The 25,523-nt window shown below is 71.6% G+C and carries 23 protein-coding genes; 16 read left to right on the top strand and 7 right to left on the bottom strand.

What is annotated here, in order from left to right; genetic code table 11:
* Positions 1-71: 71 nt before the first annotated feature.
* Both AB0N27_RS19240 and AB0N27_RS19235 read left to right on the top strand, forming a co-directional pair.
* Positions 72-1,640, top strand: a complete 1,569-nt coding sequence (locus AB0N27_RS19240) for an MFS transporter (RefSeq protein WP_364371221.1) — start codon at positions 72-74, stop codon at positions 1,638-1,640.
* 11 nt (positions 1,641-1,651) lie between these two features.
* Positions 1,652-2,260 carry a TetR/AcrR family transcriptional regulator gene (locus AB0N27_RS19235; RefSeq protein ID WP_364371217.1) on the top strand — a complete coding sequence of 203 codons (609 nt, stop codon included), beginning with the start codon at positions 1,652-1,654 and terminating at the stop codon, positions 2,258-2,260.
* Between the two features lie 10 nt (positions 2,261-2,270).
* On the opposite strand, the gene AB0N27_RS19230 is transcribed toward AB0N27_RS19235, so the two are convergent.
* Positions 2,271-4,190 (bottom strand): helix-turn-helix domain-containing protein, encoded by a 1,920-nt coding sequence (locus AB0N27_RS19230; protein WP_364371214.1) that lies wholly within the window; start codon positions 4,188-4,190, stop codon positions 2,271-2,273.
* Positions 4,191-4,204: 14 nt separating this feature from the next.
* Positions 4,205-4,987: a 3-hydroxybutyrate dehydrogenase gene (locus AB0N27_RS19225; RefSeq protein WP_364371212.1), complete on the bottom strand. Its 783-nt coding sequence runs from the start codon at positions 4,985-4,987 to the stop codon at positions 4,205-4,207.
* A gap of 616 nt (positions 4,988-5,603) precedes the next feature.
* On the opposite strand from AB0N27_RS19225, the gene ruvC reads away from it, so the two are divergent.
* The 8 genes from ruvC to AB0N27_RS19185 all read left to right on the top strand — a co-directional run bounded on the left by ruvC (position 5,604) and on the right by AB0N27_RS19185 (position 15,024).
* Positions 5,604-6,131, top strand: a complete 528-nt coding sequence (gene ruvC / locus AB0N27_RS19220; RefSeq protein ID WP_364371210.1) for a crossover junction endodeoxyribonuclease RuvC — start codon at positions 5,604-5,606, stop codon at positions 6,129-6,131.
* Positions 6,128-6,730: a Holliday junction branch migration protein RuvA gene (ruvA, locus tag AB0N27_RS19215; protein ID WP_364371208.1), complete on the top strand. Its 603-nt coding sequence runs from the start codon at positions 6,128-6,130 to the stop codon at positions 6,728-6,730. The genes ruvC and ruvA overlap by 4 nt, the downstream gene beginning before the upstream one ends.
* A complete protein-coding gene (ruvB, locus tag AB0N27_RS19210) occupies positions 6,727-7,794 on the top strand; it encodes a Holliday junction branch migration DNA helicase RuvB (RefSeq protein WP_364371205.1) in 1,068 nt (355 codons plus the stop codon). Before ruvA ends, ruvB begins: the two co-directional genes overlap by 4 nt.
* 121 nt (positions 7,795-7,915) lie before the next feature.
* Positions 7,916-8,275, top strand: a complete 360-nt coding sequence (gene yajC / locus AB0N27_RS19205; protein WP_364371202.1) for a preprotein translocase subunit YajC — start codon at positions 7,916-7,918, stop codon at positions 8,273-8,275.
* Between the two features lie 280 nt (positions 8,276-8,555).
* Positions 8,556-10,475 (top strand): protein translocase subunit SecD, encoded by a 1,920-nt coding sequence (gene secD, locus AB0N27_RS19200; protein ID WP_364371199.1) that lies wholly within the window; start codon positions 8,556-8,558, stop codon positions 10,473-10,475.
* Between the two features lies 1 nt (position 10,476).
* Positions 10,477-11,670 (top strand): protein translocase subunit SecF, encoded by a 1,194-nt coding sequence (gene secF, locus AB0N27_RS19195; protein WP_364371196.1) that lies wholly within the window; start codon positions 10,477-10,479, stop codon positions 11,668-11,670.
* A 106-nt stretch (positions 11,671-11,776) separates the two neighbouring features.
* On the top strand, positions 11,777-12,343 hold the full coding sequence (locus tag AB0N27_RS19190) for an adenine phosphoribosyltransferase (RefSeq protein ID WP_364371193.1): 567 nt from the start codon (positions 11,777-11,779) through the stop codon (positions 12,341-12,343).
* 194 nt (positions 12,344-12,537) lie between these two features.
* Entirely contained in the window at positions 12,538-15,024 is a 2,487-nt protein-coding gene (locus AB0N27_RS19185; protein ID WP_364372110.1) for a bifunctional (p)ppGpp synthetase/guanosine-3',5'-bis(diphosphate) 3'-pyrophosphohydrolase, read from the top strand.
* 66 nt (positions 15,025-15,090) lie between these two features.
* Here the strand turns inward: AB0N27_RS19185 and AB0N27_RS19180 are convergent, their stop codons facing one another.
* Together AB0N27_RS19180 and AB0N27_RS19175 are read right to left on the bottom strand one after the other, a co-directional pair.
* Entirely contained in the window at positions 15,091-15,930 is an 840-nt protein-coding gene (locus AB0N27_RS19180) for a peptidylprolyl isomerase (protein WP_364371190.1), read from the bottom strand.
* Positions 15,931-15,988: 58 nt separating this feature from the next.
* Entirely contained in the window at positions 15,989-16,867 is an 879-nt protein-coding gene (locus tag AB0N27_RS19175) for a peptidylprolyl isomerase (RefSeq protein WP_364371187.1), read from the bottom strand.
* A gap of 266 nt (positions 16,868-17,133) precedes the next feature.
* Here AB0N27_RS19175 and AB0N27_RS19170 point away from each other — a divergent pair, with 266 nt between their 5' ends.
* From AB0N27_RS19170 to AB0N27_RS19160, 3 genes are all read left to right on the top strand, one after another.
* Positions 17,134-17,844: an MBL fold metallo-hydrolase gene (locus AB0N27_RS19170; RefSeq protein ID WP_139587296.1), complete on the top strand. Its 711-nt coding sequence runs from the start codon at positions 17,134-17,136 to the stop codon at positions 17,842-17,844.
* 74 nt (positions 17,845-17,918) lie between these two features.
* Positions 17,919-19,244 (top strand): histidine--tRNA ligase, encoded by a 1,326-nt coding sequence (hisS, locus tag AB0N27_RS19165; RefSeq protein ID WP_364371183.1) that lies wholly within the window; start codon positions 17,919-17,921, stop codon positions 19,242-19,244.
* Positions 19,245-19,321: 77 nt separating this feature from the next.
* Entirely contained in the window at positions 19,322-20,257 is a 936-nt protein-coding gene (locus tag AB0N27_RS19160; protein WP_364372107.1) for an acyl-ACP desaturase, read from the top strand.
* 142 nt (positions 20,258-20,399) lie between these two features.
* Here AB0N27_RS19160 and AB0N27_RS19155 read toward each other — a convergent pair whose 3' ends face one another.
* On the bottom strand, positions 20,400-20,906 hold the full coding sequence (locus AB0N27_RS19155) for a PaaI family thioesterase (protein WP_364371180.1): 507 nt from the start codon (positions 20,904-20,906) through the stop codon (positions 20,400-20,402).
* 55 nt (positions 20,907-20,961) lie between these two features.
* Between AB0N27_RS19155 and AB0N27_RS19150 the strand changes: the two genes are divergently transcribed.
* Together AB0N27_RS19150 and AB0N27_RS19145 are read left to right on the top strand one after the other, a co-directional pair.
* The gene (locus AB0N27_RS19150) at positions 20,962-21,438 is read left to right on the top strand and encodes a helix-turn-helix domain-containing protein (protein ID WP_364371177.1); all 477 of its coding nucleotides are present in this window, start codon (positions 20,962-20,964) and stop codon (positions 21,436-21,438) included.
* 305 nt (positions 21,439-21,743) lie between these two features.
* Positions 21,744-22,790: a S1 family peptidase gene (locus tag AB0N27_RS19145; protein ID WP_364371174.1), complete on the top strand. Its 1,047-nt coding sequence runs from the start codon at positions 21,744-21,746 to the stop codon at positions 22,788-22,790.
* 63 nt (positions 22,791-22,853) lie between these two features.
* Here the strand turns inward: AB0N27_RS19145 and AB0N27_RS19140 are convergent, their stop codons facing one another.
* Positions 22,854-23,564: a DUF998 domain-containing protein gene (locus AB0N27_RS19140; protein ID WP_364371171.1), complete on the bottom strand. Its 711-nt coding sequence runs from the start codon at positions 23,562-23,564 to the stop codon at positions 22,854-22,856.
* A gap of 52 nt (positions 23,565-23,616) precedes the next feature.
* Entirely contained in the window at positions 23,617-24,303 is a 687-nt protein-coding gene (locus tag AB0N27_RS19135; protein WP_364371168.1) for a hypothetical protein, read from the bottom strand.
* A 507-nt stretch (positions 24,304-24,810) separates the two neighbouring features.
* Between AB0N27_RS19135 and AB0N27_RS19130 the strand changes: the two genes are divergently transcribed.
* Positions 24,811-25,467 carry a hypothetical protein gene (locus AB0N27_RS19130; RefSeq protein WP_364371165.1) on the top strand — a complete coding sequence of 219 codons (657 nt, stop codon included), beginning with the start codon at positions 24,811-24,813 and terminating at the stop codon, positions 25,465-25,467.
* Positions 25,468-25,523 lie beyond the last annotated feature (56 nt).

The raw sequence follows: 25,523 nt of genomic DNA, 5'->3' as shown, positions 1-25,523 counted from the left end.
TAGTCTGATCGCCGTTACGAGTCTGACCCGTATCGTATTGCGGCGGGTGAAAACCGGGGGGAGAACCGGGCATGGAACTGCACGACAACACAGGACACCCGAGGAGGTGGGCGATCCTGGGGGTGCTGGTGATCAGCCTCCTCGTCGTCGTCCTGGACAACACGATCCTCAACGTCGCCCTGCGCACCCTGGCCGACCCGGTGCACGGCCTCGGCGCCAGCCAGGGCGAGCTGGAATGGTCCATCAACTCCTACACACTTGTCTTCGCCGGGCTGCTGTTCACCTTCGGAGTGCTCGGCGACCGCTCCGGCCGCAAGCGCTTCCTGATGATCGGTCTGGTGCTGTTCGGGCTGGCGTCGCTTCTCTCCGCGTACGCGCAGAGCCCGGCCCAGCTCATCGCGGCCCGCGCCCTGATGGGGGTCGGCGGCGCGGCCATCATGCCGGTGACGCTGTCGATCATCTCCAACGTCTTCGACCCGCGGGAGCGCGGTCGGGCCATCGGAGTCTGGGCCGGCGCGGTCGGCCTGGCCGTGGCGATCGGCCCGATCCTCGGCGGCGCGCTGCTGGAGCACTTCTGGTGGGGCTCGGTCTTCCTGATCAACGTGCCGGTGGTGGCCGCCGGCGTCGTCCTGGTGGCGCTGCTCGTCCCCGAGTCGCGTGACCCGCGGCCCGGGCGCGTGGACCTGCTCGGCGTCCTGCTCTCCGTGGTCGGCCTGGTCGCCCTGTCCTACGGCATCATCGACGGCGGCGAGCACGGCTTCGACCGCCCGGTGGCCTGGGGTTCGATAGTGGTCGGGCTCGCGGTGCTGGCCTGGTTCGTGCAGCACGAGCGCCGCAGCGACCACCCGTCGCTGGACGTCCGGCTGTTCAAGGTGCCCCGCTTCGCCGCGCCGGTCGCCATCGTCGGCCTCGTGTTCTTCGCCGCGATGGGCGTGATGTTCTTCAGCTCCTTCTACCTGCAACTCGTGCGCGACTACAGCCCGCTCCAGACCGGCCTGCTCTTCCTGCCCTTCGCCGGCGCGCAGCTGATCTTCGCGCCGCGCAGCGCCGCGATGGTCCGCCGCTACGGCGGTCGGGCCGTGGCCACCGTCGGCCTCGCGCTGACCGTGGTGGCGCTCGCCGCGTTCGCCTTCATCGGCGCGTCCACCCCGATCTGGATCGTGCTCGTCGTGTTCTTCATCCAGGGCGTCGGAATGGCGAACATCATGCCGCCCGCCACCGAGTCGATCATGTCGGCGCTGCCGCGGGAGAAGGCAGGCGTCGGCTCCGCGGTGAGCAACACCGTCCGCCAGGTCGCCGGCGCGCTCGGCGTGGCAGTCCTCGGCTCGGTGCTGTCCGCGGTCTACCGCGCCGATGTGAGCGACGCCTTGACCGGACTGCCCACCCAGGCGCAGGACGCGGCCAACGAGTCGATCTCCGGGGCGTACGCGGCGGCCGGGCAGCTCGGCCCGGCGGCGCCGACGCTGATCGCGGCGGCCAACGACGCCTTCGTCACCGCCATGCACTGGGCCGCGGGCCTCTCCGCGCTGGTCGCCGCGCTCGGAATGCTTGTGGTGCTGCGCTGGATGCCGGGTCGGGAGACGGCGACCGGCGCCGAGGTGACGCCCGTCGCCGAGCCCGAGTTGGCCGGCACGGCATAGGTTCGGGAACAATGTCGGACATGACGTCCACTGCTGATGCTCCGCGGTCGCCCGGGCGACCGCGGAGCGTCCGCGCCGACGAGGCGATCATCGAGGCCACCCTCGACCTGCTCGCCGAGGGCAGCACCATCGAGGCGCTGTCGATCGAGGCGATCGCCGCCCGCGCCGGGGTCGGCAAGGCCACCATCTACCGCCGCTGGGCCGGCAAGGAAGCGCTGCTGCTGGACGCGCTGCGACGCCTCAAGGGCATCCTGGCGCAACCCGAGGGGCACTCCGTCCGGGACGACCTGATCCTGCTCGTCGGCGCCATCGGGCGGAACGTCGACCCGCGCGCGTCGAAGATCATGCCGTGCCTGGTGCCCGAGGTGAACCGCAGCCCGGACCACTTCCGGCTCTACCAGAGCATCATCGCCCCGCGCCGGCAGTTGATGCGCGAGGTGCTGCGGCGCGGCATCGACGAGGGCGTGATCCGCGCCGACATCGACGTCGAGGTGACCATGGCGCTGCTCACCGGGCCGATGCTGATCCATCGGGTGCTCCAGTGGAACCCGGAGCTGGACGAACGGACCCTGCCCACGCAGGTCGTCGACACCGTCCTGGCGGGCATCCAGGCGCGTTGACCGCCGCCGGTCAGGCGGCGGGGGTACGCAGCCGGTGCAGGCGCAGCGCCAACTGCACCTCCAGCGCCCGCTCCGGCCGCTGCCAGTCCGCGCCGAGCAGCTGACCGACCCGCTCCAACCGCTGGGTCACCGTGTTGACGTGCACGTGCAGCTGCTCGGCGGCCCGGGCCAGGCTCCCACCCACCCCGAAGTACGCCTCCAACGTCTTCACCAGCGCCGTACCCCGCCGGGCGTCGTAGTCGACCACCGGACCGACTGTGGCGCGCAGGAACTGCGTCACGTCCGTCTCGCCCCGGTCACCCACCGTGCCCAGCAGCAGCCCGACGAAGCCCAGCTCCGCCGTGCTCGCCCCCTGGCCCGCCCGACCCAGAGCGCCCAGCGCGGTCAGGCACCGGTCCGCCTCCTGGAACGTCCCGGCCAGCGCCGTCGGCCCGGTGGCCGGGCCGCTCGCACCGGCGGTCACCGGACGGCCGGTCACCCGGGACAGGTCCCGGGCCACCGCGCGGGCGCTGCCACCGGCGTCCCGACCCGGCAGCATCAGCACCACCCGACCGTCGCGCGCCGCCGCCAGACCACCACGCGCCGAGGCGTACGTGGTGGCCCAGGACAGCACCCGCTGCCGGGCCGAACCGGTCGCGGCTATCGCGTCGTCGCCCACCGCCACCAGCACGTGCGGGGCGTCCAGGTCCACACCCAGCCGACGAGCCCTGCTGCGCAGCGCGTCGGTGTCCCGCAACGGCCGGGCGATCAGGTCGTCGAGCAGCTCGCCACGGACCCGCCCCTCGGCCTCGGCCACGGTCCGCCGGAACAGCAGCAGCAGCGCGGTCACCAGCGCCGCCCGCTCCAGGATCCGCTGGTCGGCGTCGACCAACTCGTCGTCGGGGCGCAGCACCAGCGCGCCCAGATTCTCCGCGCCGGCCACCACCGCCGCGTACCAGAGGGGGCCGCGGCGCACACTGCGCCCCTCGGTCCGCGACGCGGCCACCGCCTCGACGATGTCCGTCCGGTCCGGCTCGTCGATCTCACCCACCCGGGCCAGCAGCCGCCCCTCGGCGTCCAACGCCAGCAGCGCCCCGCCGAGCACCTCGGTCACCGCGGCGGCCACGTCCTCCACCCCGCCGCCGCGCAGCACAAGCGCCGTCATCCGGTCGTGCGCCGCCGCGGCCCGCTCCACCGAACTACTGTGCGCCCGGATGGTGGTGTTCGCCGCCGACAGCTCGGCCAGCGCCGACCGGGTCTCGGCCAGCAGCCGGGCCGTGTCGATCGCCACCGCGGCGTGCGCGGCGAGGGACACCAGCAGCGCCACCTCCTCCCTGGCGAACGGCCGGGCGGATCGGTTGGCCGCGTAGAGCACCCCGATCGAGGTCGAACCGAGCCGCAACGGCACCCCGAGGATCGCCACCAGGCCCTCCTCGCCGACCCCCGCGTCGATCTCCCCGGTGTGGTGGAAGCGCTCGTCCTCGCCGTAGTTCGCCGTCACGTACGGGGCGCCGGACTGGGCCACCAGACCACCGAGGCCCGCGCCCATCGGCAACCGCAGACGTTGGAAGCGGGCCGAGACCGACCCGTCGGTCACCCGCATGTACGTGTCGCCGCGCTCGTCGTCGTTGAGCGTCATGTAGGCCACGTCGGCGCCGAGCAGGTTGCGCGCCCTATGCACGATCGCCCGCAGTACGTCGTCCAGGTCACGCAGGCCGGCCAGGTCACTGACCGTGTCGTACAGCCCGGACAGCTCGGTCTCCCGGCGACGCCGGCGCTCCAGCAGCGCGCGGACCCGCAGCGCCACGGTCCTGGCCTGTTCCAACTCGGCCAGCCGCTCGGCCGGCAGGCCGGCGGCCCGCGCGGCCACCAGGGGTCCCTCGAACTCCACAGGTGCGGCCTCGCGGGCGAGCAGCTCCAGGAACTCCACCGACGACGACATGGTCAACATTGTGCTCGGGCGCACTAGTTCGCCGTCCAGCCCCCGTCGAGGGCGATCGACGCGCCGGTGATGAAGGCCGCCGGGGACGAGCACAGGTACGCCAGAAGCTCCGCCACCTCCTCGGGCTCGATCAGCCGCTTGATCGCCGCGCGGGCCAGCATGATCTTCTCGATCACCTCGGACTCGTCGATGCCGTGACTGGCGGCCTGGTCGGCGATCTGGCTCTCCACAAGCGCCGTGCGCACGTACGCCGGGTTGATGCAGTTGGCAGTCACGCCGTGCGCGGCGCCCTCCAACGCCACCACCTTCGACAGCCCCTCCAGGGCGTGCTTGGCCGAGACGTAGGCCGCCTTGTACGGCGAGGCGCGCAGCCCGTGCACCGAGGAGATGTTGACGATCCGGCCCCAGCCGCGCGCGTACATGTGCGGCAGCGCCCGACGGATCAGCAGGAACGGCGCCTCGACCATCACCCGCTGGATGTACTCGAAGCGTTCGACGGGGAAGTCCTGAAGCGGGGCGACGTGCTGGAGCCCGGCGTTGTTGACCACGATGTCGACGTCCGCGTCGAGCCGGTCCACCGCGGCGGCGTCGGCCAGGTCCACGCCCTCGGCCCGGCCGCCGGCCTCGGCCGCCACCGCCTTTGCCGCCTCCAGGTTGCGGTCCACCACGAGCACCTTGGCGCCGGCCGCGCCCAGCCGCAGGGCGCACGCCCGCCCGATGCCGCTCCCGCCCCCGGTGACCAGGGCGGTACGACCGGCGAGGTCGACCTGTACGACGTGGGGGACCGCCACGGGTTCTGCCGTCATGGCGCAAGAAGTTACGAGCTGTGAGACCCCCGGCACATGGGCCGACGACACATACTCCGGTCCCAAGCTGTGTGGCCCACCCGCCCCGCCCGGCCCCGCCGCCTCGCGCCGCCGCCTCACCCCGCCCGGCCCCGCCCGCCTCGCGTCGCCGCCCCGCCGCCCCGCCGCCTCGCGCCGCCTCGCGTCGCGTCGCAAGATCACACAACATCCTGGATGTAGTGGCTTCCCGGCGCTCGGTGGCCACTCCATCCAGGATCGAGCGTGACCTTGATGGCGCCGCCCGCCCCGGCCCGCGCTCCCGTCGGTCGGGCACGGTGTTCGCCGTCAAGATCCGCGCAATATCAGGGATGTTGCTGTCTCTCGCGTGTCGGAGGCAGCAGCATCCGGGAAGTTGCGTAGATCTTGGCGCGGGGCGCGGGGCGCGGGGCGCGGGGCGCGGGGCGCGGGGCGCGGGGCGCGAGGCGCGAGGCGCGAGGCGCGAGGCGCGAGGCGCGAGGCGCGAGGCGCGAGGCGCGAGGCGCGAGGCGCGGGGAGGGCGTGTCCCGTGGGGCTGGTGGGAAGGGCGCCGGTTAGGGTGTCGAACACACGTACTGCTGATGGTCGGGGAGGGGGCGGCGTGCGCGTGCTCGGTGTGGACCCGGGGTTGACCCGGTGTGGGGTGGGCGTGGTCGAGGGTGTTCCCGGCCGGCCCTGCACACTTGTCGCCTACTACGTGGTCTACACCGATCCGGCCGACGACCTGGCGCTGCGCCTGCTGCACCTGGACCGCTCCCTTGCCAAACTGGTGGCCGAGCACCAGCCGGAGAGCGTCGCCGTGGAGCGGGTGTTCAGCCAGCACAACGTGCGCACCGTGATGGGCACCGCACAGGCCAGCGGCATCGCCGTGCTGGCCGGGGCGCGTGCCGGGCTGCCCGTGCAGACGTACACCCCGAGTGAGGTGAAGGCGGCGGTGACCGGCTCCGGTCAGGCCGACAAGGCGCAGATGACGGCGATGGTGACGCGGCTGCTGCGGCTGGACGAGCCGCCGAAGCCGGCCGACGCGGCCGACGCGCTCGCCCTGGCCATCTGCCACGTGTGGCGCGGCGGGACCCGCTCCAAGCTGGCCGCGGCGGCCGACCGGGCACGACGAGGAGGAACACGATGATCGCCAGTGTGCGCGGCACGGTGACCGCAACGGGACCGGACCAGGCCGTGATCGAGGTCGGCGGGGTCGGCCTGGCCGTGCACTGCGCCCCCGGCACGCTGGCCGAGCTGCGGGTCGGTCAGACCGCACGTCTCGCCACCAGCCTGATCGTGCGGGAAGACTCACTGACCCTCTACGGCTTCGCGGACGACGACGCCAAGTCGTTGTTCGAGCTGCTCCAGACCGCCAGTGGGGTCGGCCCACGGTTGGCCCAGGCGGTGCTGGCCGTGCACACCCCGGACGCGGTCCGCAAGGCGATCGCCAACGCCGACACGGCGGCTCTGACCCGCGTACCCGGGATCGGCAAGAAGGGCGCCGAGCGCCTGGTGCTGGAGCTGCGTGACCGGATCGGCCCGGTCTCGATCGGGCCGGACGGCGTGGGCGGGGTTACCGGCGGCGCCTGGCCCGAGCAGGTCCGCCAGGCGCTCGTCGGCCTCGGCTGGACAGCCGGGCAGGCCGACCAGGCGGTGGCCGCCGTGGCGGAGACCATCGACGGTGCGACGCCGCCCGTGCCGGTCCTGCTCAAGCAGGCAATCCGCCTGCTGGGCCGTACCCGATGAGCGAGACCGAGGGGCTCGTCTCGGCGTACGTCAGCGACGCCGACCGGGACGTGGAGGCCACGGTCCGGCCGAGGAGGCTGGCCGAGTTCATCGCCCAGGACCGGGTACGCGACCAGCTCGACCTGTTGTTGCAGGGCGCGATGCGGCGGGGCTCGCCACCGGATCACATCCTGCTGTCGGGTCCACCGGGGCTGGGCAAGACGAGTCTGGCCAACATCGTCGCCGCCGAGCTGGGCGCGGGCATCCGGGTGACGAGCGGTCCGGCGATCGAGCGGTCGGGTGACCTGGCGGCGATCCTGACCAGCCTCGCCGAGGGTGACGTGCTGTTCATCGACGAGATCCATCGGATCGCGCGTCCGGCGGAGGAACTGCTGTACAGCGCCATGGAGGACTTCCGGGTCGACGTGGTGGTCGGCAAGGGGCCCGGCGCGACCGCGATCCCGTTGGACGTGGAGCCGTTCACCCTGGTCGGGGCGACGACCCGTTCGGGTCTGTTGACCGGGCCGATGCGCGACCGGTTCGGCTTCGTCGCGCACCTGGACTTCTACGCCCCTGCCGATCTGGAGACGCTGCTGCACCGTTCGGCCCGGATCCTGGGTGTGCCGATCACCGCCGACGGCGCGGCGGAGATCGCCGGTCGGTCCCGGGGCACCCCGCGGATCGCCAACCGGCTGCTACGCCGGGTCCGCGACTACGCCGAGGTCCGGGCCGACGGCGTGGTCACCCTGGGCACCGCCCGCAAGGCGCTGACGGTGTACGACGTGGACGCGCTGGGCCTGGACCGGCTGGACCGGGCGGTGTTGACCGCGCTCGTCGACTCGTTCCGGGGCGGGCCGGTGGGGTTGTCGACGCTCGCCGTGGCGGTGGGGGAGCAGCCGGACACGGTGGAGGAGGTCTGTGAGCCCTTCCTGGTGCGGGCCGGCCTGCTGGCGCGTACCCCTCGGGGTCGGGTGGCCACCGAGGCCGCCTGGCGGCATCTGGGCCGAACACCCCCGAATGGTACATTTGGTGTAGAAGTCCCACCAGTGCCCGATCTGTTCTCGTTGGAGACCGATCAGCCGTGATGTGAACGTGATCTGTGCCGCATTCGGTGTTCCCAGGTGCAGGGATTAGACTTCGCCGCGGTCTGTACGGGACGTGAGAATCCGCCTCCGCTCCGGCACTCCCGTGCCGGGCAGGTGGCCAATGGGAAGGTCAGTAACTGTGTATTACCTAGCAGCGGGCGGCGGTGGGGCCGGCGGCTTCACGCCGATCCTGATGATCGCCCTGCTCTTCGGTGTCATGTACTTCATGATGATCCGCCCCCAGCAGAAGCGCCGCCGCGAGGCGGAGGCGATGCAGTCCGCGCTCGGCCCCGGCGACGAGGTCGTCACCATCGGTGGGCTCTACGGCACGGTCACGGGCGTCGAGGACGAGACCGTCCTGATCGAGGTAGCCCCCGGCGTGCAGACGCGCTACGCCCGGCCCGCCATCGCCCGGGTCGTCACCCGCGCGGAGCTGCCGAGCGAGCCGGTGATTGAGGACGCGGACACCGTCAAGGACTGATTTTCCCTCCCGGGGTGGTGCCCTCCGGCGTACGGCCGGGTCGAGCCCTCCTCGGGGCCGCCGCGCCCGACGGGGCAGCGGACGAGACGTGAAAACTGGATAGTTGGGTCGACGCCGGGCGTCGGCACGTTCCCGTGACCGTCGGCGTCCCGCGTCGGCCCGTCCGGCCATCGTGTCGGCACCTCGCCGGCTCAGGTCAGACCCGTCGGCCGGGGCCCCCGGCCCGACACTCGCCGCCGCCGCTCGCAGCGGCGCGACCGTACAGGGAGACAGGACAACCGTGGCACCACCTCAGGGACAGATGCGCCCCGGCCGGCAGCTCGCCGTGCTCGGGTTCATCTTCGTGGTCCTCTACCTTCTGGTGTTCTTCGCGGGCGGTGCCAGCGGCAGTTGGAAGGACCGGCTCGAGCCACGGCTCGGTCTGGACCTGATCGGCGGCACCCGGGTGACGCTGGAGGCGACCAACTCCGTCGACGGCAAGCCTCCGACGGCGGACAACCTCGAGGAGGCCCGGCAGATCATCGAGAGCCGGGTCAACGCGTTCGGCGTGGCCGAGGCCGAGGTGGTCACCGAGGGCAACCGGAACATCGTCATCTCTCTGCCCGGTGAGAACCGCAACCTCGACGACGTCGGCGAAGCGGCCGAGCTGCGCTTCCGCAAGGTGCTCAAGGCCGCCGACGGCAGTGGGGCGGCAGCGGCGCCACCGGCCGCCACGCCGACCCCGTCCGGCGCCGCGTCGCCGGCCCCGTCGGGCAGCGCCGCGCCGACGGTGACCCCGTCGGCCAACGCGCCGAAGGCGACTGCGTCGCCCAGCGGCGGCCAGGGCGGGATGGCCCCGGCGTCGCCAAGCGTCGCGCCGACCCCGTCGGCATCCGCCCCGGCCTCGCCGAGTGCCGCCGCGCCGACGCCGAGCGCCAGCGCCGAGCCGGTGCCGGCCAGCATCGAGGAACAGCGCAAGGCCGTCGAGCAGAAGGTGGGCGCCGCCGCATGGCAGGCGGCCAACGGCCTGCAGGCCCCGGCCGACCTGACCGCCGACCCGTCGCTTGCCGACAAGTTCAAGCCGTTCGGCACGCTGTCGCCGCAGGAGGTGGCGGTGCTGCCGGCGCAGATGCAGTTCAACGTGCCGACGATCGGCTGCGCGCAGCTCGACCAGCGCCCCCCGGCGTCGATCTCCGACCCGAAGCAGCAGGTGGTGTCCTGCGAGGACGGCGCCTCGAAGTACCTGCTCGACCAGGCCAAGGTGCTGGGCACGGACGTGTCCGACGCCGACGCGGTGCTCGACCAGACCAACTCCTGGGTGGTCAGCCTCGACTTCACAGGCGACGGCCAGGGCAAGTGGACCGCGCTGACCCGTGAGGCGTTCAACAACGAGGGCCAGGCCTGCGACGCGACCGCGCTGGGCCAGGACGGCAAGTGCCGGGTGGCCGTCGTGCTGGACAACGAGATCGTCTCCTCCCCGGAGATCCAGGGTGTGCTGACCGGTAACTCCCAGATCACCGGCAACTTCACCCAGAAGGACGCCAGCGCGCTCGCCGGCCAGCTCCGCTACGGCGCCCTGCCGGTGACCTTCGAGCAGCAGGAGGCGCAGAACGTCACCGCCACGCTGGGCGCCAGCCACCTTCGGGCCGGTCTGCTCGCGGCCGGCATCGGCATGCTGCTGGTCATCATCTACGCGTTCTTCTACTACCGGCTGCTCGGCTCGGTGATCTTCCTGAGCCTGATCCTCTCGGCGCTGCTGGTCTTCGGCGCGCTCGTGGTGCTCGGCCGGCAGATCGGCTTCACGCTCACCCTCGCCGGCATCGCCGGCATGATCGTCTCGCTCGGTGTGGCGGCGGACTCGTTCGTCATCTACTTCGAACGGTTGAAGGACGAGATTCGCGAGGGGCGCAGCCCGCGCAGCGCGGTGCCCCGTGCCTGGATCCGCGCCCGCCGGACGATCATCTCGGCCAACGCGATCACCCTGCTCTCGGCGGTGGTGCTCTACGTGGTCTCGGTCGGCACGGTCAAGGGCTTCGCCTTCGCCCTCGGCCTGGCCACCGTGCTGGACCTCGTCGTGGTGTTCCTCTTCAGGCACCCGATCATGACGATGTTCGCCCGGACCCGGGCGTTCCTGTCCCCGCGGGTCAGCGGTCTGGGCCGGGCGCTCCCGGCCCGCACCCAGCAGACTCAGCCCCGCAACCCGCGCGCCAAGGAGGCCTGAGATGGCTGCTAACGGTCTGGCGAGCCGCCTCTACAACGGCGAGGCCGGTCTCAACATCGTCGGTAAGCGCAAGCTCTGGTTCGGCGTCGCCGGTGTCCTGATCCTGATCGCGATCCTCAGCTTCGGGTTGCGCGGCTTCAGCCTCGGCATCGAGTTCGCCGGCGGCAACTCGTTCCAGGTGCCGGCCAGCGTCGGCACGCTTGACGACGCCGAGCGCGAGGTCAACTCGGCGCTCGCCGCCGAGAACACCGGCGTCGAGGTGGCCACCACGCAGAAGGTCGGCGGCCCGGGCGGCGACTCGTACGAGCTGCGTACGCCGCAGCTCAGCGCCGATCAGGCCACCGCGGTCAAGGCCCAGATCGCCCAGGACCTCGGCATCAACGTCGACGAGATCAGCAGCAACCAGGTCAGTGAGGCGTGGGGCAGCCAGGTCACCGAGCGGGCCGTGCTGGGTCTGGTCATCTTCATCGCGCTGGTGATGGTCTACCTGATCCTGCGCTTCGAGTGGCGGATGGCCGTGGCAGCCGTCGCCTCGCTGATCACCAACCTGATCCTCACCGCCGGCATCTACTCGCTTGTCGGCTTCGAGGTCACCCCGTCGACGATCATCGGTTTCCTCACGATCCTGGGCTTCGCGCTCTACGACGTGGTGGTGGTCTTCGACAAGGTGCAGGAGAACACCAGGGGTATCACCGCCAACAACAACCAGACGTACGGCGAGGCGGCCAACCTGGCCGTCAACCAGAGCCTCATGCGGTCGCTGAACACGTCAGTGGTGGCGCTGCTGCCCGTCGGTGGTCTGCTCTTCATCGGTGCCGGCCTGCTCGGCGCGGGCACGCTGAAGGACCTCGGCCTGGTGCTGTTCGTCGGTATGGCGGTGGCGTTCCTGACCTCCATCCTGGTGGCGACGCCGCTGCTGGCGCTGCTGAAGAACTACGACCCGCGGATCCAGGCGCACAACAAGCGGGTGCTGGCCCGCCGGGGCGCGTTGGCCCGCGGTGAGGTCACGCCGAAGGGCGCACCGAGCCCGACCCAGTCCGACGGCACCGCCGCCGAGCCCGACCCGGACGCGGCCGCGCTGGCCGGCGCCGCGCCGAAGGTGGGCGCGCGGCCGGCGGGCAAGCGGCCGACCGGCGCCCGGGGCGGTCGCCCCGGTGGCGGCGGCAACCGGCCGGGTGGCGCCAAGAGGCGCTGACCGGCCCCCCGGGACCGCCCCGGGAGGAAACGCCCGAACGGCGTCCGGCATGCTGTGCGAGCAGCATCGCCGGACGCCGTCGTCGTCGAAAGGGAACGGAACAGTCGTGACGGAGACCCACAGCACCGCCGCGCGCGGGGACAGCGGCCCGGAGACCGCCCGGCTGGTCGCCAGCCGGGTGCTGGACGTACCCGACTTTCCCCAGCCCGGCGTCCTGTTCAAGGACCTGATGCCGTTGTTCGCCGACGGGAAGGTGTTCCGCGAGGTGGTCGACGGGATCGTCGGGTACCACGGGCGGGACGGCTTCGACGTCGTGGTCGGCATCGAGGCGCGGGGGTTCGTCGTCGCGGCGGCTGTCGCGTACGCGGCAGGGGTGGGTGTGGTGCCGGTGCGCAAGGCCGGCAAGCTGCCCCGCGTGGCGCACTCGGTCTCCTACGCCCTGGAGTACGGCGAGGCGACCCTCGAGGTGCACGAGGACGCGTTCACCGCCGGGCATCGGGTGCTCGTGGTCGACGACGTGCTGGCCACCGGCGGCACCGCCGAGGCGACGCTGGATCTGGTCGAGCGGGCCGGTGGTACGGTCACCGGTTTCACGGTGCTGCTGGAACTCGCCTTCCTGGGCGGCCGGGAGCGGCTGGCCCCGCGTCCCGTCCATGCCCTGCTGACCGTTTGAGCCCGAGCCTGGTGGTCGGGCCGGGCGTCGACCGTCCGGCGGAGCGGCAGGGGACCGTCCGTGCGGGTAGCATTGCCCTTTGCTGACGCCGGCGGTACCCCGTCCGGCGGCACGAGACCAGGCCGGCCGGTGTTCGGCCGGTGTGTTTCCGGCGAGCGGTGAGGAGGCCGGTGTCCCACGATGTCGTCCCTCCGGTGGAGGGCACGGTGCATCCGACAGGCGACGCTGACGGCTCGGTGACCGAGCGGACGGGTGACACGCCGGCCCGGGTGACGGGCAACGGCAACGGCAGAGCCCCGGGCGAGAGCGCGGTGCTCCCGGCCAGCGCTCCGCAGGCGGCGGAGGCGGGTGCCGACGGGGTCGTCGTCCCGTTCCCGACCGACGCCGGTGTCGACCCGTCTCCGAGCGGCGGCTTCGGGCTGTCCAACGCGCCCACCGGCCGCCGGGTCCGCGCCCGGCTGGCCCGGTTCAACGCGCCGTGGCAGACCTCGCAGGTCAGCGAGGTCCTGGAGCCGCTCATCGCGAGCCATCGGGAAAACCACCCGAAGGCCGACGCGCGGCTGCTGCAGCGCGCCTTCGACACGGCCGCGCGGTGGCACTCCGGGCAGTACCGCAAGTCCGGTGACCCGTACATCACGCACCCCCTCGCCGTGGCGACCATCCTGGGCAACCTGGGCATGGACACCACCACGCTCGTCGCCGCGCTGCTGCACGACACCATCGAGGACACCGAGTACACGCTCGACGCGATGCGCGCCGACTTCGGCGGCGAGGTCGCCCTGCTCGTCGACGGCGTCACCAAGCTCGACAAGGTCAAGCTGGGCGACGCGGCGAAGGCCGAGACGATCCGCAAGATGGTCGTGGCGATGGCCAAGGACCCGCGGGTGCTGGTGATCAAGCTGGCGGACCGGCTGCACAACATGCGCACCCTGACCTTCCTGCCCCGCCCCAAGCAGGAGCAGAAGGCCAAGGAGACGCTGGAGATCCTGGCACCGCTCGCGCACCGGCTCGGTATGAACACGATCAAGTGGGAGCTGGAGGATCTCGCCTTCGGCACCCTGTTCCCGAAGCGCTACGAGGAGATCAACCGGCTGATCGGGGAGCACCAGCCGCAGCGGGAGTCGCTGCTGCGCCAGGTCACCCAGAAGGTCGGCACCGACCTCAAGGCCGCCAAGATCAAGGCGGAGACGACAGGGCGGCCGAAGCACCTCTACTCGATCTACCAGAAGATGATCGTGCGGGGTCGCGACTTCAACGACATCTACGACCTGGTGGGTGTGCGGATCCTGGTCGACACGGTGCGCGACTGCTACGCGGCGCTGGGAGTCATCCACGCCAACTGGCAGCCGGTGCCGGGCCGCTTCAAGGACTACATCGCGATGCCCAAGTTCAACATGTACCAGTCGTTGCACACGACTGTCATCGGGCCCACCGGCAAGCCGGTGGAGATGCAGATCCGCACGTACGCGATGCACCGCACCGCGGAGTTCGGCATCGCCGCGCACTGGAAGTACAAGGAGCACAAGGGCACCCAGATCGTCGGCCCACCGGCGCACATCGACGAGATGACCTGGCTGCGGCAGCTGCTGGACTGGCAGCGCGAGGCGGCCGACCCGAGCGAGTTCCTGGACGCGCTGCGCTTCGACCTGTCCAGCCAGGAGGTGTACGTCTTCACCCCCAAGGGTGACGTCATCCCGCTGCCGACCGGCTCGACGCCCGTGGACTTCGCGTACGCGGTGCACACCGAGGTGGGGCACAAGTGCATCGGGGCGCGGGTCAACGGCAAGTTGGTGCCGCTGGAATCGACGCTGTCCAACGGCGACGTGATCGAGATCTTCACGTCGAAGTCCGAGACGGCCGGCCCGACGCAGGACTGGCTGGGTTTCGTCAAGAGCCCCCGCGCCCGGACGAAGATCCGCCAGTACTTCAACAAGGAGCGCCGCGAGGAGGCGATCGAGGCCGGCAAGGACGCGATCGTCAAGGCGATGCGCAAGCAGGGCATGCCGTTGCAGCGGATGCTCACCTCCGACGCGCTGATGTCGATCGCCCGGGACCTGCACCTCGCCGACGTGGCGTCGCTGTACGCGGCGGTCGGCGACAGCCAGGTCTCCGCCCAGTCGGTCGTGCAGAAGCTGATGGCCGCGTACGGCGGCGAGGAGGGCGCGGCGGAGGACATCGCCGAGACCGCCGTCGCCACCCGGCCGCCGCGCAGCCGGCAGAGCAGCAGCGACCCCGGTGTCGTCGTCCGGGGCGTCAGCGACGTCTGGATCAAGCTGGCCCGCTGCTGCACGCCGGTCCCACCGGACTCGGTGTTCGGCTTCGTCACCCGCTCCGGCGGGGTGAGCGTGCACCGCGACGACTGCGCCAACGCCGAGGACCTGCGGGCGCAGGCCGAACGGGTCGTCGAGGTGAGCTGGAAGCTCACGTCCGCCTCGACGTTCCTGGTCGCCATCCAGGTCGAGGCCCTGGACCGGCACAAGCTGCTGGCCGACGTCACCCGGGTGCTCTCCGACGAGCGGGTCAACATCCTCTCCGCCACCGTCACGACCACCCGCGACCGGGTGGCGGTGAGCCGGTTCAGCTTCGAGATGGCAGACCCGAAGCACCTGGGCCACCTGTTGGCCACGGTCCGCAAGGTCGACGGCGTGTTCGACGCGTACCGGGTCACCTCGGGCGCCTGAGGCGTACCCCGGACACGACAGCGCCCGCCGGCTCAGCCGGCGGGCGCTTCGTCGTCTGCGCTGGTGTCAGCCCTGCGGCGGGCCCATGGTGAGGTCGGTGATGACGACCTCCTTCTTCGGGTGTCCACCACCGGCCTGCTGGGCGAACGCTCCGTCGTCACCGGCCTTGGCCACGTCCTTGACGAGGTCCATGCCGCCGGTGACGGTGCCCAGCACCGTGTATGCCGGGTCCAACGGCGAGTCGCCGTAGACGATGAAGAACTGGCTGCCGGTGCTGCCCGGCTGCCCGGAGTTGGCCATCGCGATGACGCCCTCCGGGTACGGCGGGCGCTTGTCGGTGGGCAGGTTCTCCTCCGGCAGCCGGAAGCTCGGGCCGCCGGTGCCGTCGGTGTCCCGCCAACCCTTGCCGGTGGCGCTCGGGTCACCGCACTGGAGCACCTTGATGCCCTCGGTCACCAGGCGGTGGCACTTGGAGTTGTCGAAGAAGTTCTTGTCCGCGAGGAGCGTGAACGCCCCCGCCGTGCACGGCACCAACGACCTGTCGACCTTGGCCGTGATCGGGCCGAGGTTCGTGGTGATCGTCATGGTCTGCACACCCTTGGCGGACTGCTGGTTGCTCGGCAGCCCGACATCCTTGATCTGCGGGGACCGCTGGTCGGCCGGCAGCTCGTTGTAGACGCACTCGGCCGCGCCGGCCGCCGGTGCGGCGGTGTCGGTCTTGTCGTCGTCGCCGCCGAGGGTGGTCGCGAGCCAGACGGTGCCGGCGACCACGAGCACCAGCACGGCGGCCGCGCTGACGATCGCCTGCGTCTGGCGGCGCTTGCGGGCCTTGCCCGCCCGCTCGGCCATCTCCTTCTCGAGTCGGGCGCGTGCCGCCGCGCGCTGCCGCTCTCTGGTGGACGTCACGCCTGGATCCTCCTGGCTGTCTGTTTCCGGGTGCCGCTCGGGTGGGTGGTGCGACCGGTCAGCCGGCGCTCGGGCTGCTGGCCGGGGCGCCGGACGGCGACGCTGCCGCCCCGGTGGCCGGCTCGCCGACCGTGAGGCTCTGGATCACCACATCGGTCTTGGGCTTGACCTTCGCCCCGGTCCCATTGTCCACGGTCGGCAGGGCGCCGATTTTCTCGACCACGTCCAGACCGCCGGTGACCTTGCCGACCACCGGGTACTTGGGGTCGGTGGTGGTGAAGTCCTTGAAGAAGATCAGGAACTGGCTGCCGTTGCTGCCCGGTGGGTTGGAGATCATCGCCACGGTCCCCTTGGGGTACGTGGGCGGCTGGCCGGGCGCCGGGCTGGCCGACGGGGACGCCGAGGGCACGGTCGGCACCTCCTCGTCGTAGAACGAGTAGGTGGGCCCGCCCAGGCCGGTGCCGCTGGGGTCGCCGCAGCGCAGCGCCCCGTCGGCGGTGATCTCGTGGCACTTGGTGTTGTCGTAGAACGACCGGCTCGCCAGGTGGGCGATGCTCGCCGCCGCGCACGGCGAGTTGGCGAGGTTCAGCTCGGCGGTGATGGGCGCGCCTTGGTTGGTGGTCACGGTCATCGCCCGGGTGCCGGCGGTCGGCAGGCCGTTGGTCTCCGGCGTGCCGACGTCCTTGAGGTTGGTGTTGGCCGTCGCGTCCTGCGGCGTCCAGAGGCAGGTGTCCTCCGCGGCCGTGTTCTGCTTCGGGTCGGAGTCGAACGCCCCCAGCGCCCACGCCGAGCCGGCCACGATCAGCACGAGGACCAGCGCGGCACCGACACCGGCCTGGATCTGCCGACGCCGCCGCGTGGCGGCTGCCCGGCGGGCCAACTGTCGGTCGAGCTTGGCACGCGCCAGTTTGCGCTGCCGGTCCCTGCTGGAAGCCACAGGTGCTCCCCTCTCCTTCGCCAGGTCGTCGCCGGCGGCCGGGCGTCCCGGCCCGTCCGGGCGTCACGTGTGCCGCGCCACACGCCCGCCAGAGTGTACGGCTAGCGACTGGGAATGTGGTGTACGAGGTCCACCCCTCCGCGAGCAGCGTTTATCGGGCGATGTCACTGTGCCGGACGGGGCGGGCGGGACGGACGCGACAAACCGGTTCGGCCGGCCGGATAGGCTGCTGGGCAGGACGACAGTTCGACGGAAGGACAGCGCCCGTGCTCGTGGCCGGCTTTCCCGCCGACGCCTTCGGCACCAACTGCTACGTGGTGGCGACCGCGCCGGGGGAGCAGTGCGTGGTGGTCGACCCCGGCATCGGGGTGCTCGACCAGCTCGACGCGTTGCTCGCCGAGCACCGCCTGCATCCGGCCGCCGTCCTGCTGACCCACGGCCACCTCGACCACACGTTCTCGGTCGCGCCGGTCTGTGGCGCGCGCGGCATCACCGCGTACGTGCACCCCGGCGACCGGGAGATGCTTGCCGACCCCGCCAAGGGCCTGTCCACCGACCTGACGTCACTCTTCGGCGGCCGGTTGAGTTACACCGAGCCGGAGGACGTGGCGGAGCTGACCGACGGCGCCACCCTGACGCTGGCCGGCCTGGAGATCGCCGTCGACCACGCCCCGGGCCATACCGGCGGGTCGGTGCTGTTCCGGCTGCCCGGCGCGGGCTCGGGCTGGGAGGCGGACGAGATCTGCCTCTCCGGCGACGTGCTCTTCGCCGGTTCGATCGGCCGCACCGACCTGCCGGGCGGGAGCATGCCGGCCATGCTCACCAGCCTGCGCGACAAGATCCTCCCGCTGGCCGACGACACAGTCGTCCTGCCCGGCCACGGCCCGAGCACCACGATCGGCCGCGAGCGCGCCAGCAACCCGTACCTCGTCGAGGTGGCCGGCACGTCGCCGGCCGCGCCCACCCGGGGCCTCTAGTTCTTCGTCCGCGCCGCGCGCGGACCCACGACATCACCGCGCCGTGTGGGCGCGGCACCGCAAGGAGTACGCCGATGAGCAAGCCCACGCCCATCTCCGGTTTCCCGGAGTGGACCCCCGGTCAGCGGATGGTCGAGCAGTTCGTGCTCGACAGGATCCGGGCGACCTTCGAGCTGTACGGCTTCGCCCCGCTGGAGACCCGCGCCGTGGAGCCCCTCGATCAGCTCCTGCGCAAGGGGGAGACCTCCAAGGAGGTCTACGTGATCCGGCGGCTGCACGCCGACGCCGAGGGCGGCGGCGACGACCAGCTCGGGCTGCACTTCGACCTGACCGTGCCGTTCGCCAGGTACGTGCTGGAGAACGCCGGCAAGCTGGCCTTCCCGTTCCGCCGCTACCAGATCCAGAAGGTGTGGCGCGGCGAGCGGCCGCAGGAGGGGCGTTACCGGGAGTTCGTCCAGGCCGACATCGACATCGTCGACAGGGACACTCTGGCGCCGCACCACGAGGCGGAGATGCCGCTGGTGATCGGCGACGCGCTGCGCTCGCTGCCGATCCCGCCGGTGACCATCCAGGTCAACAATCGCAAGATCAACGAAGGCTTCTACCGGGGCATCGGGTTGACCGACCCGGAGGCGGCGCTGCGCACCGTGGACAAGCTCGACAAGATCGGCCCGGCGAAGGTCGCCGAGCTGCTGGCGCAGACCGCGGGGGCGAGCGAGTCGCAGGCCAAGGCGTGTCTGGCGCTTGCCGAGATCTCCGCGCCGGACGCCTCGTTCGCCGACGCCGTCCGCGCGCTGGGGGTCACCGACCCGCTGCTGGACGAGGGCATCGAGGAACTGGTCCGGGTGGTGGAGACCGCGGCCGAGCACTCGCCCGGCCTCTGCCTGGCGGACCTGCGCATCGCCCGCGGGCTGGACTACTACACCGGCACCGTCTACGAGACCCAGCTGCGCGGCTACGAGCGGTTCGGCTCGATCTGCTCCGGCGGCCGGTACGACAACCTGGCCAGCGCGGGCGCCACCTCGTACCCCGGGGTGGGCATCTCGATCGGGGTGACCCGGCTGCTCGGGCTGCTCTTCGGCGCGGGGCAGCTGCCGGTTTCCCGGGAGGTGCCGACGGCCGTGGTGGTGGCGGTGACCAGCGAGGAGCGGCGTACGGCAAGCAACCGGGTGGCGGAGGCGCTGCGGCGGCGCGGGGTGCCCACCGAGGTGTCGCCGAGCGCGGCGAAGTTCGGCAAGCAGATCCGCTACGCCGAGCGGCGGGGCATCCCGTACGTCTGGTTCCCGGGGGCCGACGGCGCGCCGGACGAGGTGAAGGACATCCGCTCGGGTGAGCAGGTCACGGCCGTCGCGGGGGAGTGGATGCCGCCCCGCGAGGACCTGACTCCGACGGTTGGCTGAGCTTCCTGACTGGCGCGTACGGCCGCAGGGACCTACGGTAGCGTAAGTTACGCCACCGTAGGGAGCTTCTCGTGACCATGAGCACCACACTCAGCCAGACCGCACTCCTCGTCGAGTTGGAGCCGGTGGTTGCCCGCAACCTCGACCGCCACCTCTCACTGGCCAAGGAGTGGTTCCCGCACGAGTACGTGCCGTGGAGCGAGGGGCGGACCTTCGACGGGCCGCTCGGCGGCGAGGCATGGTCACCCACCGACTCCACCATCCCCGACGTGGCGCGCACCGCGCTGATCGTGAACCTGCTGACCGAGGACAACCTGCCCTCGTACCACCACGAGATCGCCACCCTGTTCGGCCGCGACGGCGCGTGGGGCACGTGGGTGCACCGGTGGACCGCCGAGGAGGGCCGGCACGGGACGGCCATCCGTGACTACCTGACGGTCAGCCGGGCGGTCGACCCGGTGGCGCTGGAGCGGGCCCGGATGACGCACATGTCCGCCGGGTACGTCAACGCGCACGACGACGAGGTGCTGCACTCGCTGGCGTACGTCTCGTTCCAGGAGCTGGCCACCCGGATCTCGCACCGCAACACCGGCAAGGCCACCGGCGACCCGGTCTGCGAGGCGCTGCTGGCCCGCGTCGCCGCCGACGAGAACCTGCACATGGTCTTCTACCGCAACCTGCTCGCCGCCGCCTTCGAGCTGGCCCCGAGCCAGGCCATGCGGGCCGTCGCCGACGTGGTGGCCGACTTCCAGATGCCCGGCAACGGCATCGACGGTTTCGCCCGCAAGTCGGTGGCGATCGCCCTGGCCGGGATCTACGACCTGCGCCAGCACCGGGACGAGGTCCTCCAGCCGGTGCTGCGCCAGTGGGACGTGTTCAACGTGACAGGCCTGAACGCCGACGGCGAGGCGGCCCGCGAGCAGCTGGCCGCCCAGCTGGAGACCCTGGAGAACGCCGCCCGCCGCTTCGAGGAGAAGCGCGACGCCCGAGCAGCCCGCCTGGCCCTCCGCTAAACCCCACCCACCCCACCCCGCCCCGCCCCCGGGGCCCCCACCCCCCGTTGATCATGAAGTTGTTGTCACTCGCGTCGGCGTGTCACGGCAATAACTTCATGATCGACCACGGGAACCGGTCGCGGGGAGAGGGTGGCGGGGGTTAGGGGAGGGGGAGGATCAGGCAGGTGCTTGTGGCGTGGGCTACCAGGCGGTTGTCGGCGCTGGTGAGGCGGGCTTCGGCCAGGGCTGTGCGGCGACCGCGTTGCAGGACTGTGCCCTCGCACCGCAGGGTGCCGCTGTCGACCGTGACGGGGCGCAGGAACTTCACGTTCAGGTCCAGTGAGGTGTACCCGACGCCGGCGGGAAGCGTGGTGTGCACGGCGCAGGCGGCGGCGGTGTCCAGCAGTGTCGAGATGACACCACCGTGGACGGTGCCCAGTGGGTTGTAGTGGAACTCCTGCGGGACCAGCTCGATGGTGACCCGGCCCTCGTCGGCCTCCATCCGCCCCATGTCGATCAGGTTCATCACCGGCGGCCCGGCCAGTTCGCCGGCGATCATCGCGCGGAGCATCTCGAGGCCGCTGCGCCGACCGACCTGGGCGGCGTTGGTCGCCGGGTCCGACCAGGTGAAGGTACGGCTGCGGGCCGGCTCCTGCGTCTGTGTCATGGACGCAGCGTGGCAGCCCGTTGCTGAGTCTGTCAATGAGACCTAGCCTGGGCGGATGAGACCCGCGGCACTGGACTGGTCGGTGGACAACTGCACCATCACGCGCGCGATGGCGATCCTCGGCGAGCGGTGGACGCTTGTGGTGCTCCGCGAGGTGTTCAACGGCGTCCGGCGCTTCGACAACATGCGGGTGCGCACCGGCATCCCTCGTCAGGTGCTGACCAATCGGCTGACCGCTCTGGTGGGGCAGGGCGTGCTGCGCCGCGAGCCGTACCGGGAGCCGGGCAGCCGGCTGCGCCACGAGTACCGGCTGACCGAGAAGGGCCTGGACCTGTGGCCGGTGCTGGTCGCCGTGCTCGGCTGGGGTGACAGGTACCTCGCCGATCCGGAGGGCTCGCCGTTGAGCGTGGGGCACCGCGACTGCGGAGCCGAGGTGCGCGTCACGCTGCGGTGCGCCGACGGGCACGAGGTGGGCGAGCCCCGCGACGTACTGCCCCGCCCGGGTCCGGGCGCCCACCGCCGTACCCCCTGAGGCCTATCGCCGGGCGGACCGGCGCCCGCTTGTCGCGTGACCCGCTGGGACATCGATGCTCATGCGTGTCCGAAACGGATCCGGCGCCTGTTCGGTGTGACGGCCGGTGTCGGCGGGCGTGTCGGGGGTGTTGCGGGCATGTGGCCGGTGAGGATCGGCGAATCCGGGCGAATCCAAGTCTTGTTAATGATCTTAAGCATGTGAATACTTCAGTTCACCCGGCCGGTTTCCCCTGATCGGCCGGGTTGCCCTCGGGTCGGCCGCCCCCGGCGTGACCCGTATCCCCCGCCCAGGAGGTTTGTTACATGCGACCCACGAGGTCCTCGTTCCGTGTTGCGGCCACCGTCGCCGTGGCCGGAAGCCTGGTCGTCGGCACGCTCATCGGCGCACCCGCCCAGGCTGCCCCCGCAGCCTCGCCCGACGCCGCTGCCGCCCTCTCCGCTCAGCTCGGTGACAAGTCCGCCGGCTCGTACATCGACGCCAGCGGCCGGTCCGTCGTCACCGTGACCGACGCCGCCGCCGCCCGCAAGGCGAGCAAGGCCGGCGCCACCGTCAAGTACGTGACCCGCGGCGCCGCCGAGCTGAACCGGGCCACCGCAGAGCTGGAGCGCTCCGCGAAGATCCCGGGCACCGCCTGGTGGAGCGACCCGGTCACCAACCAGGTCGTCGTCTCCGTCGACAGCACCGTCACCGGTGCGAAGCTGGAGCGGGTGAAGGCCGCCGCCGCGCGGGCCAACGGCGCGGTGCGGGTCGAGGCCGAGGCCGGCGTGCTGAGCACCCGGATCTCCGGTGGCCAGGCCATCTACGCCGGTGGCGGCGGGCGCTGCTCGCTCGGCTTCAACGTGCGCAGCGGCAGCACCTACTACTTCGTGACCGCCGGGCACTGCACCAACATCTCGTCGAGCTGGTACTCGAACTCCGGCCAGACCTCGCTGATCGGCACCCGTACCGGCACCAGCTTCCCGGGCAACGACTACGGCATCGTGCGGCACAGCAACTCCGCCAACGCGGCCGGCAACGTCTACCTCTACAACGGCAGCTACCGCGACATCACCGGCTCCGGAAACGCCTCCGTCGGCCAGTCGGTGCAGCGCTCCGGCAGCACCACCGGCCTGCGCAGCGGCTCGGTGAACGCGACCAACGCCACGGTGAACTACGCCGAGGGCTCGGTCTCCGGCCTGATCCGCACCAACGTCTGCGCCGAGCCGGGCGACAGCGGCGGTTCGCTCTTCTCCGGCAGCACCGCCCTGGGCATGACCTCCGGCGGCAGCGGCAACTGCTCCTCCGGTGGCACCACCTACTTCCAGCCGGTCACCGAGGCCCTGAGCCGCTACGGCGTCAGCGTCTTCTGATCGATCCACCGCACGCGGGCCGCCGGAACACTCCGGCGGCCCGCGTCGCGTCCGTGGCCCGGTTCACGCGAGGCCGTCGGGGCCGTCCGCGGGCCGCAGAGGATCCGGGGGTACGACACCGGGCAGGGCCGGCCCGACAGCTGTGACGGCTGCCGTCGATGCCAGGTGCGCCCGCCGGGCCGACAGCACCGCCAGCAGTGGCCAGAGCGACACGGCCACCGCCGTCACCCGCTCCGCCAGCCCCGTCCGCGATCCACTTGTCACCTCGAACGCCGACCAGCCGAACAGGGCGAGCAGCACCACTGTGGCACTCAGCCCCACGGTCCGGCGGAACGCCCACGGCGGCTGCGGAGCATCCGGATGCGCGGTGTCCGGGCCGCGCGGCAGCCGCAACGCCGACCCGGCCGGCCACAGCGCGAGCGCCAGCACCGCCACCGTCGCCGCGATGCCGTGACTGAGCGAACCACCCACCGGCGGCCGGGGAAAGGCCACGAGCGCGACGGTGGCCACCCCGCCGACCGCGAGCAGAAACCGGCTGGGCAGGCCGGCCGCGTGCAGCACCGCGGCAACCGACACGTAACAGCAGCCGAGCAGCACCAGGGCCACGATCATGATCCAGGCGTCGGTGGCGTCCTGCCCCGCCAGCTCGCTGATCGTGTCCCGGATCGGGTCGTACCCGGCGGGTTGGCGAGCCTGCGCGACTGTCCAACCCCCCACCAGCAGCACGGGCGCGGCCGCCGCCGTGGCGACGGCCCAGTTCGGTACGGCGCGCATTTCGCCACGGTAACTGGCGAGACGGTCGGTTGAATCGGATTCGCCCCGGCTGTCAGCCCGCGCTGACCGTGGCGTCGGTGAGAACGACAGACCCGCCCGGATACTGGCACTGCACCCGCAGCGTCAGCTCGTCGGCCCCCTCCACATCGGCGACGAGCTTCTGCGGATTGTCCATGCGCGCGTCGAACTGCTGCCCCCGGGTCACTCGGGTGATCGTCCCATCCCGCTGGCGAATCCCCACCTGCGCATAGACGAGAACGATGCCGTCGCGATCGTCGGTAGACGAGAAGAATGGTCGTACGGTCGAGGTGAGATCGAGATATCGGCGCTGGAGCCGATACGTGACGTCGCGTTGTTTGTCCGGGCCGGCATTCTTCGGGCAGTCGATGACGACCGGACGGTCGTACCCGGGCTGGCCGGTGAGTTGACGCGGCAGTTTCCCGAGATTGGCCGCCCCGGCCTCGACGGCCAGGGTGTCCAGCCGGACGGACGACACGGGGGCCGGGGTCGGCGACGCGCTCCCGACCGAGCTGGCCGGTGACGGCGTCGTCGGCGCGCTCCCGGGGCTCGACGCGCTCGTCGCCGGCCCGTCCGGCCCGACCTTCCAGTCGAAGACGGTCACGGCCAGGGAGGCCGCCGCGATGAGCACCCCGAGCGCCGTGAGAACGACGACCGTCTGCGCGCCGCGACGGGCGGGCATTGGCGTCGGTGCCTGGCTCGAATCCTGCATATCCGGCATCTACCACTCCACCAGTGACGTCGGGACCGGGCCGCTGATATCTGACGGCCTTCGGTCAGATCGCGTCGGCGAAGAATACTCTCTCCCGAGCAGTGGCGAGTTACTGATAACGTGCCGATCCCGAGCCGAACTCCTATCCGACGTTGACTTCTGCCGATGCAGGAGGTTCTAGCGGTGAGCCAACCCGATCCGCGCGCAGAGCAGCCCGCCCCCACCCCACCCCCGCCCCCTGCGGGTGGCGCCGCACCGTCACCCCCTCCGGGCGGCGGCGCCGCACCGTCACCCCCTCCGGGCGGCGGCCCGCCGCCGCTCCTGGGTGGCAGCACAGCACCACCGCCGGGTCGCGGCGGACCCCCGCCGGTCGGTGGGGCGGCACAGTCGTTTCCGGGCGGCACCGCACCGCCGCCGGGTGGTGGCCCACCGCCGTCGTTTCCGGCGGCCCCCGGGCCGGCTGACCCGCCGGCGTCCGGCGCGCGGCGCGGCCGGCTGAATCTCGTGGTGATCGCCGTGGCAGCCCTGGCGCTGCTGGTGTCCCTCGGGTCCGCCATCCTGTCCTGGCGCGCGTTGGACCAGGCGCAGACCGCGCGGGACATCGCGTCCGCGCGGGGGCCGGTCGGCTCCACCGGCGGCGTTCCGGCGCCCTCCGACCCGGCCCCGCCGAGCGACGCACCGCAGACGTCCCCGATACCGGAGGATTCGCCGCGTGACCCCGGAACCCCGCCGGACATCCCCGAAACGGCCGTCTACGAGGTGGAGTACGAGAACCAGAGCCTGACGCTGAGGCCGGGGGACTGCTTCACGAAGATGCGCGTCGACCTCGACGAACCCCGGGCGAACGTGGGGACGAACGGATGGGAGTTCAGCCTCGATCCCGGCTGTCAGGGTGGTACTCCCAACATCACGTTGAGCGACGGGGTGGAAGGCAGTGAGACGACGGCGGCGATGAAGCCGGGCGAGTGCTACAACGCCATCCGCTCGTCTCCGATCGCCGAGGGGGCCGAGGTGCCCCTGCGCAAGGGGGCGTGGCTCTGCCTCAGCACCAACTACGCCGCCGCCCGGGAACGACGTGACGAGTGGCGGATGGTGCTCATGGAGGTCATTTCGATAAACAACGACCGGACGGTCGTCATCCGTGCCACGGCCTGGAACATCCCGGACAACTGACGCGCACCGACCGGCCGCGCCGCCCGTCGAGCCGCCCGGATCGACGGACCGGGTCG

It is taken from the genome of Micromonospora sp. NPDC093244 (genome assembly GCF_040683695.1).
Lineage (GTDB): Bacteria > Actinomycetota > Actinomycetes > Mycobacteriales > Micromonosporaceae > Micromonospora.
Note: the sequence above shows the minus strand (reverse complement) of the source record. Positions and strands in the feature narration are given on the sequence as shown.

Coding starts and splice junctions, on each gene's coding strand:
- AB0N27_RS19225 (WP_364371212.1), bottom strand. CDS start 4,987: ATGACGGCAGAACCCGTGGCGGTCCCCCACGTCGTACAGGTCGACCTC.
- AB0N27_RS19140 (WP_364371171.1), bottom strand. CDS start 23,564: ATGCGCGCCGTACCGAACTGGGCCGTCGCCACGGCGGCGGCCGCGCCC.
- AB0N27_RS19230 (WP_364371214.1), bottom strand. CDS start 4,190: ATGTTGACCATGTCGTCGTCGGTGGAGTTCCTGGAGCTGCTCGCCCGC.
- AB0N27_RS19240 (WP_364371221.1), top strand. CDS start 72: ATGGAACTGCACGACAACACAGGACACCCGAGGAGGTGGGCGATCCTG.
- AB0N27_RS19160 (WP_364372107.1), top strand. CDS start 19,322: ATGAGCACCACACTCAGCCAGACCGCACTCCTCGTCGAGTTGGAGCCG.
- AB0N27_RS19235 (WP_364371217.1), top strand. CDS start 1,652: ATGTCGGACATGACGTCCACTGCTGATGCTCCGCGGTCGCCCGGGCGA.
- secF (WP_364371196.1), top strand. CDS start 10,477: ATGGCTGCTAACGGTCTGGCGAGCCGCCTCTACAACGGCGAGGCCGGT.
- yajC (WP_364371202.1), top strand. CDS start 7,916: ATGGGAAGGTCAGTAACTGTGTATTACCTAGCAGCGGGCGGCGGTGGG.
- AB0N27_RS19135 (WP_364371168.1), bottom strand. CDS start 24,303: ATGCCGGATATGCAGGATTCGAGCCAGGCACCGACGCCAATGCCCGCC.
- AB0N27_RS19145 (WP_364371174.1), top strand. CDS start 21,744: ATGCGACCCACGAGGTCCTCGTTCCGTGTTGCGGCCACCGTCGCCGTG.
- AB0N27_RS19150 (WP_364371177.1), top strand. CDS start 20,962: ATGAGACCCGCGGCACTGGACTGGTCGGTGGACAACTGCACCATCACG.
- hisS (WP_364371183.1), top strand. CDS start 17,919: ATGAGCAAGCCCACGCCCATCTCCGGTTTCCCGGAGTGGACCCCCGGT.
- ruvA (WP_364371208.1), top strand. CDS start 6,128: ATGATCGCCAGTGTGCGCGGCACGGTGACCGCAACGGGACCGGACCAG.
- AB0N27_RS19155 (WP_364371180.1), bottom strand. CDS start 20,906: ATGACACAGACGCAGGAGCCGGCCCGCAGCCGTACCTTCACCTGGTCG.
- ruvB (WP_364371205.1), top strand. CDS start 6,727: ATGAGCGAGACCGAGGGGCTCGTCTCGGCGTACGTCAGCGACGCCGAC.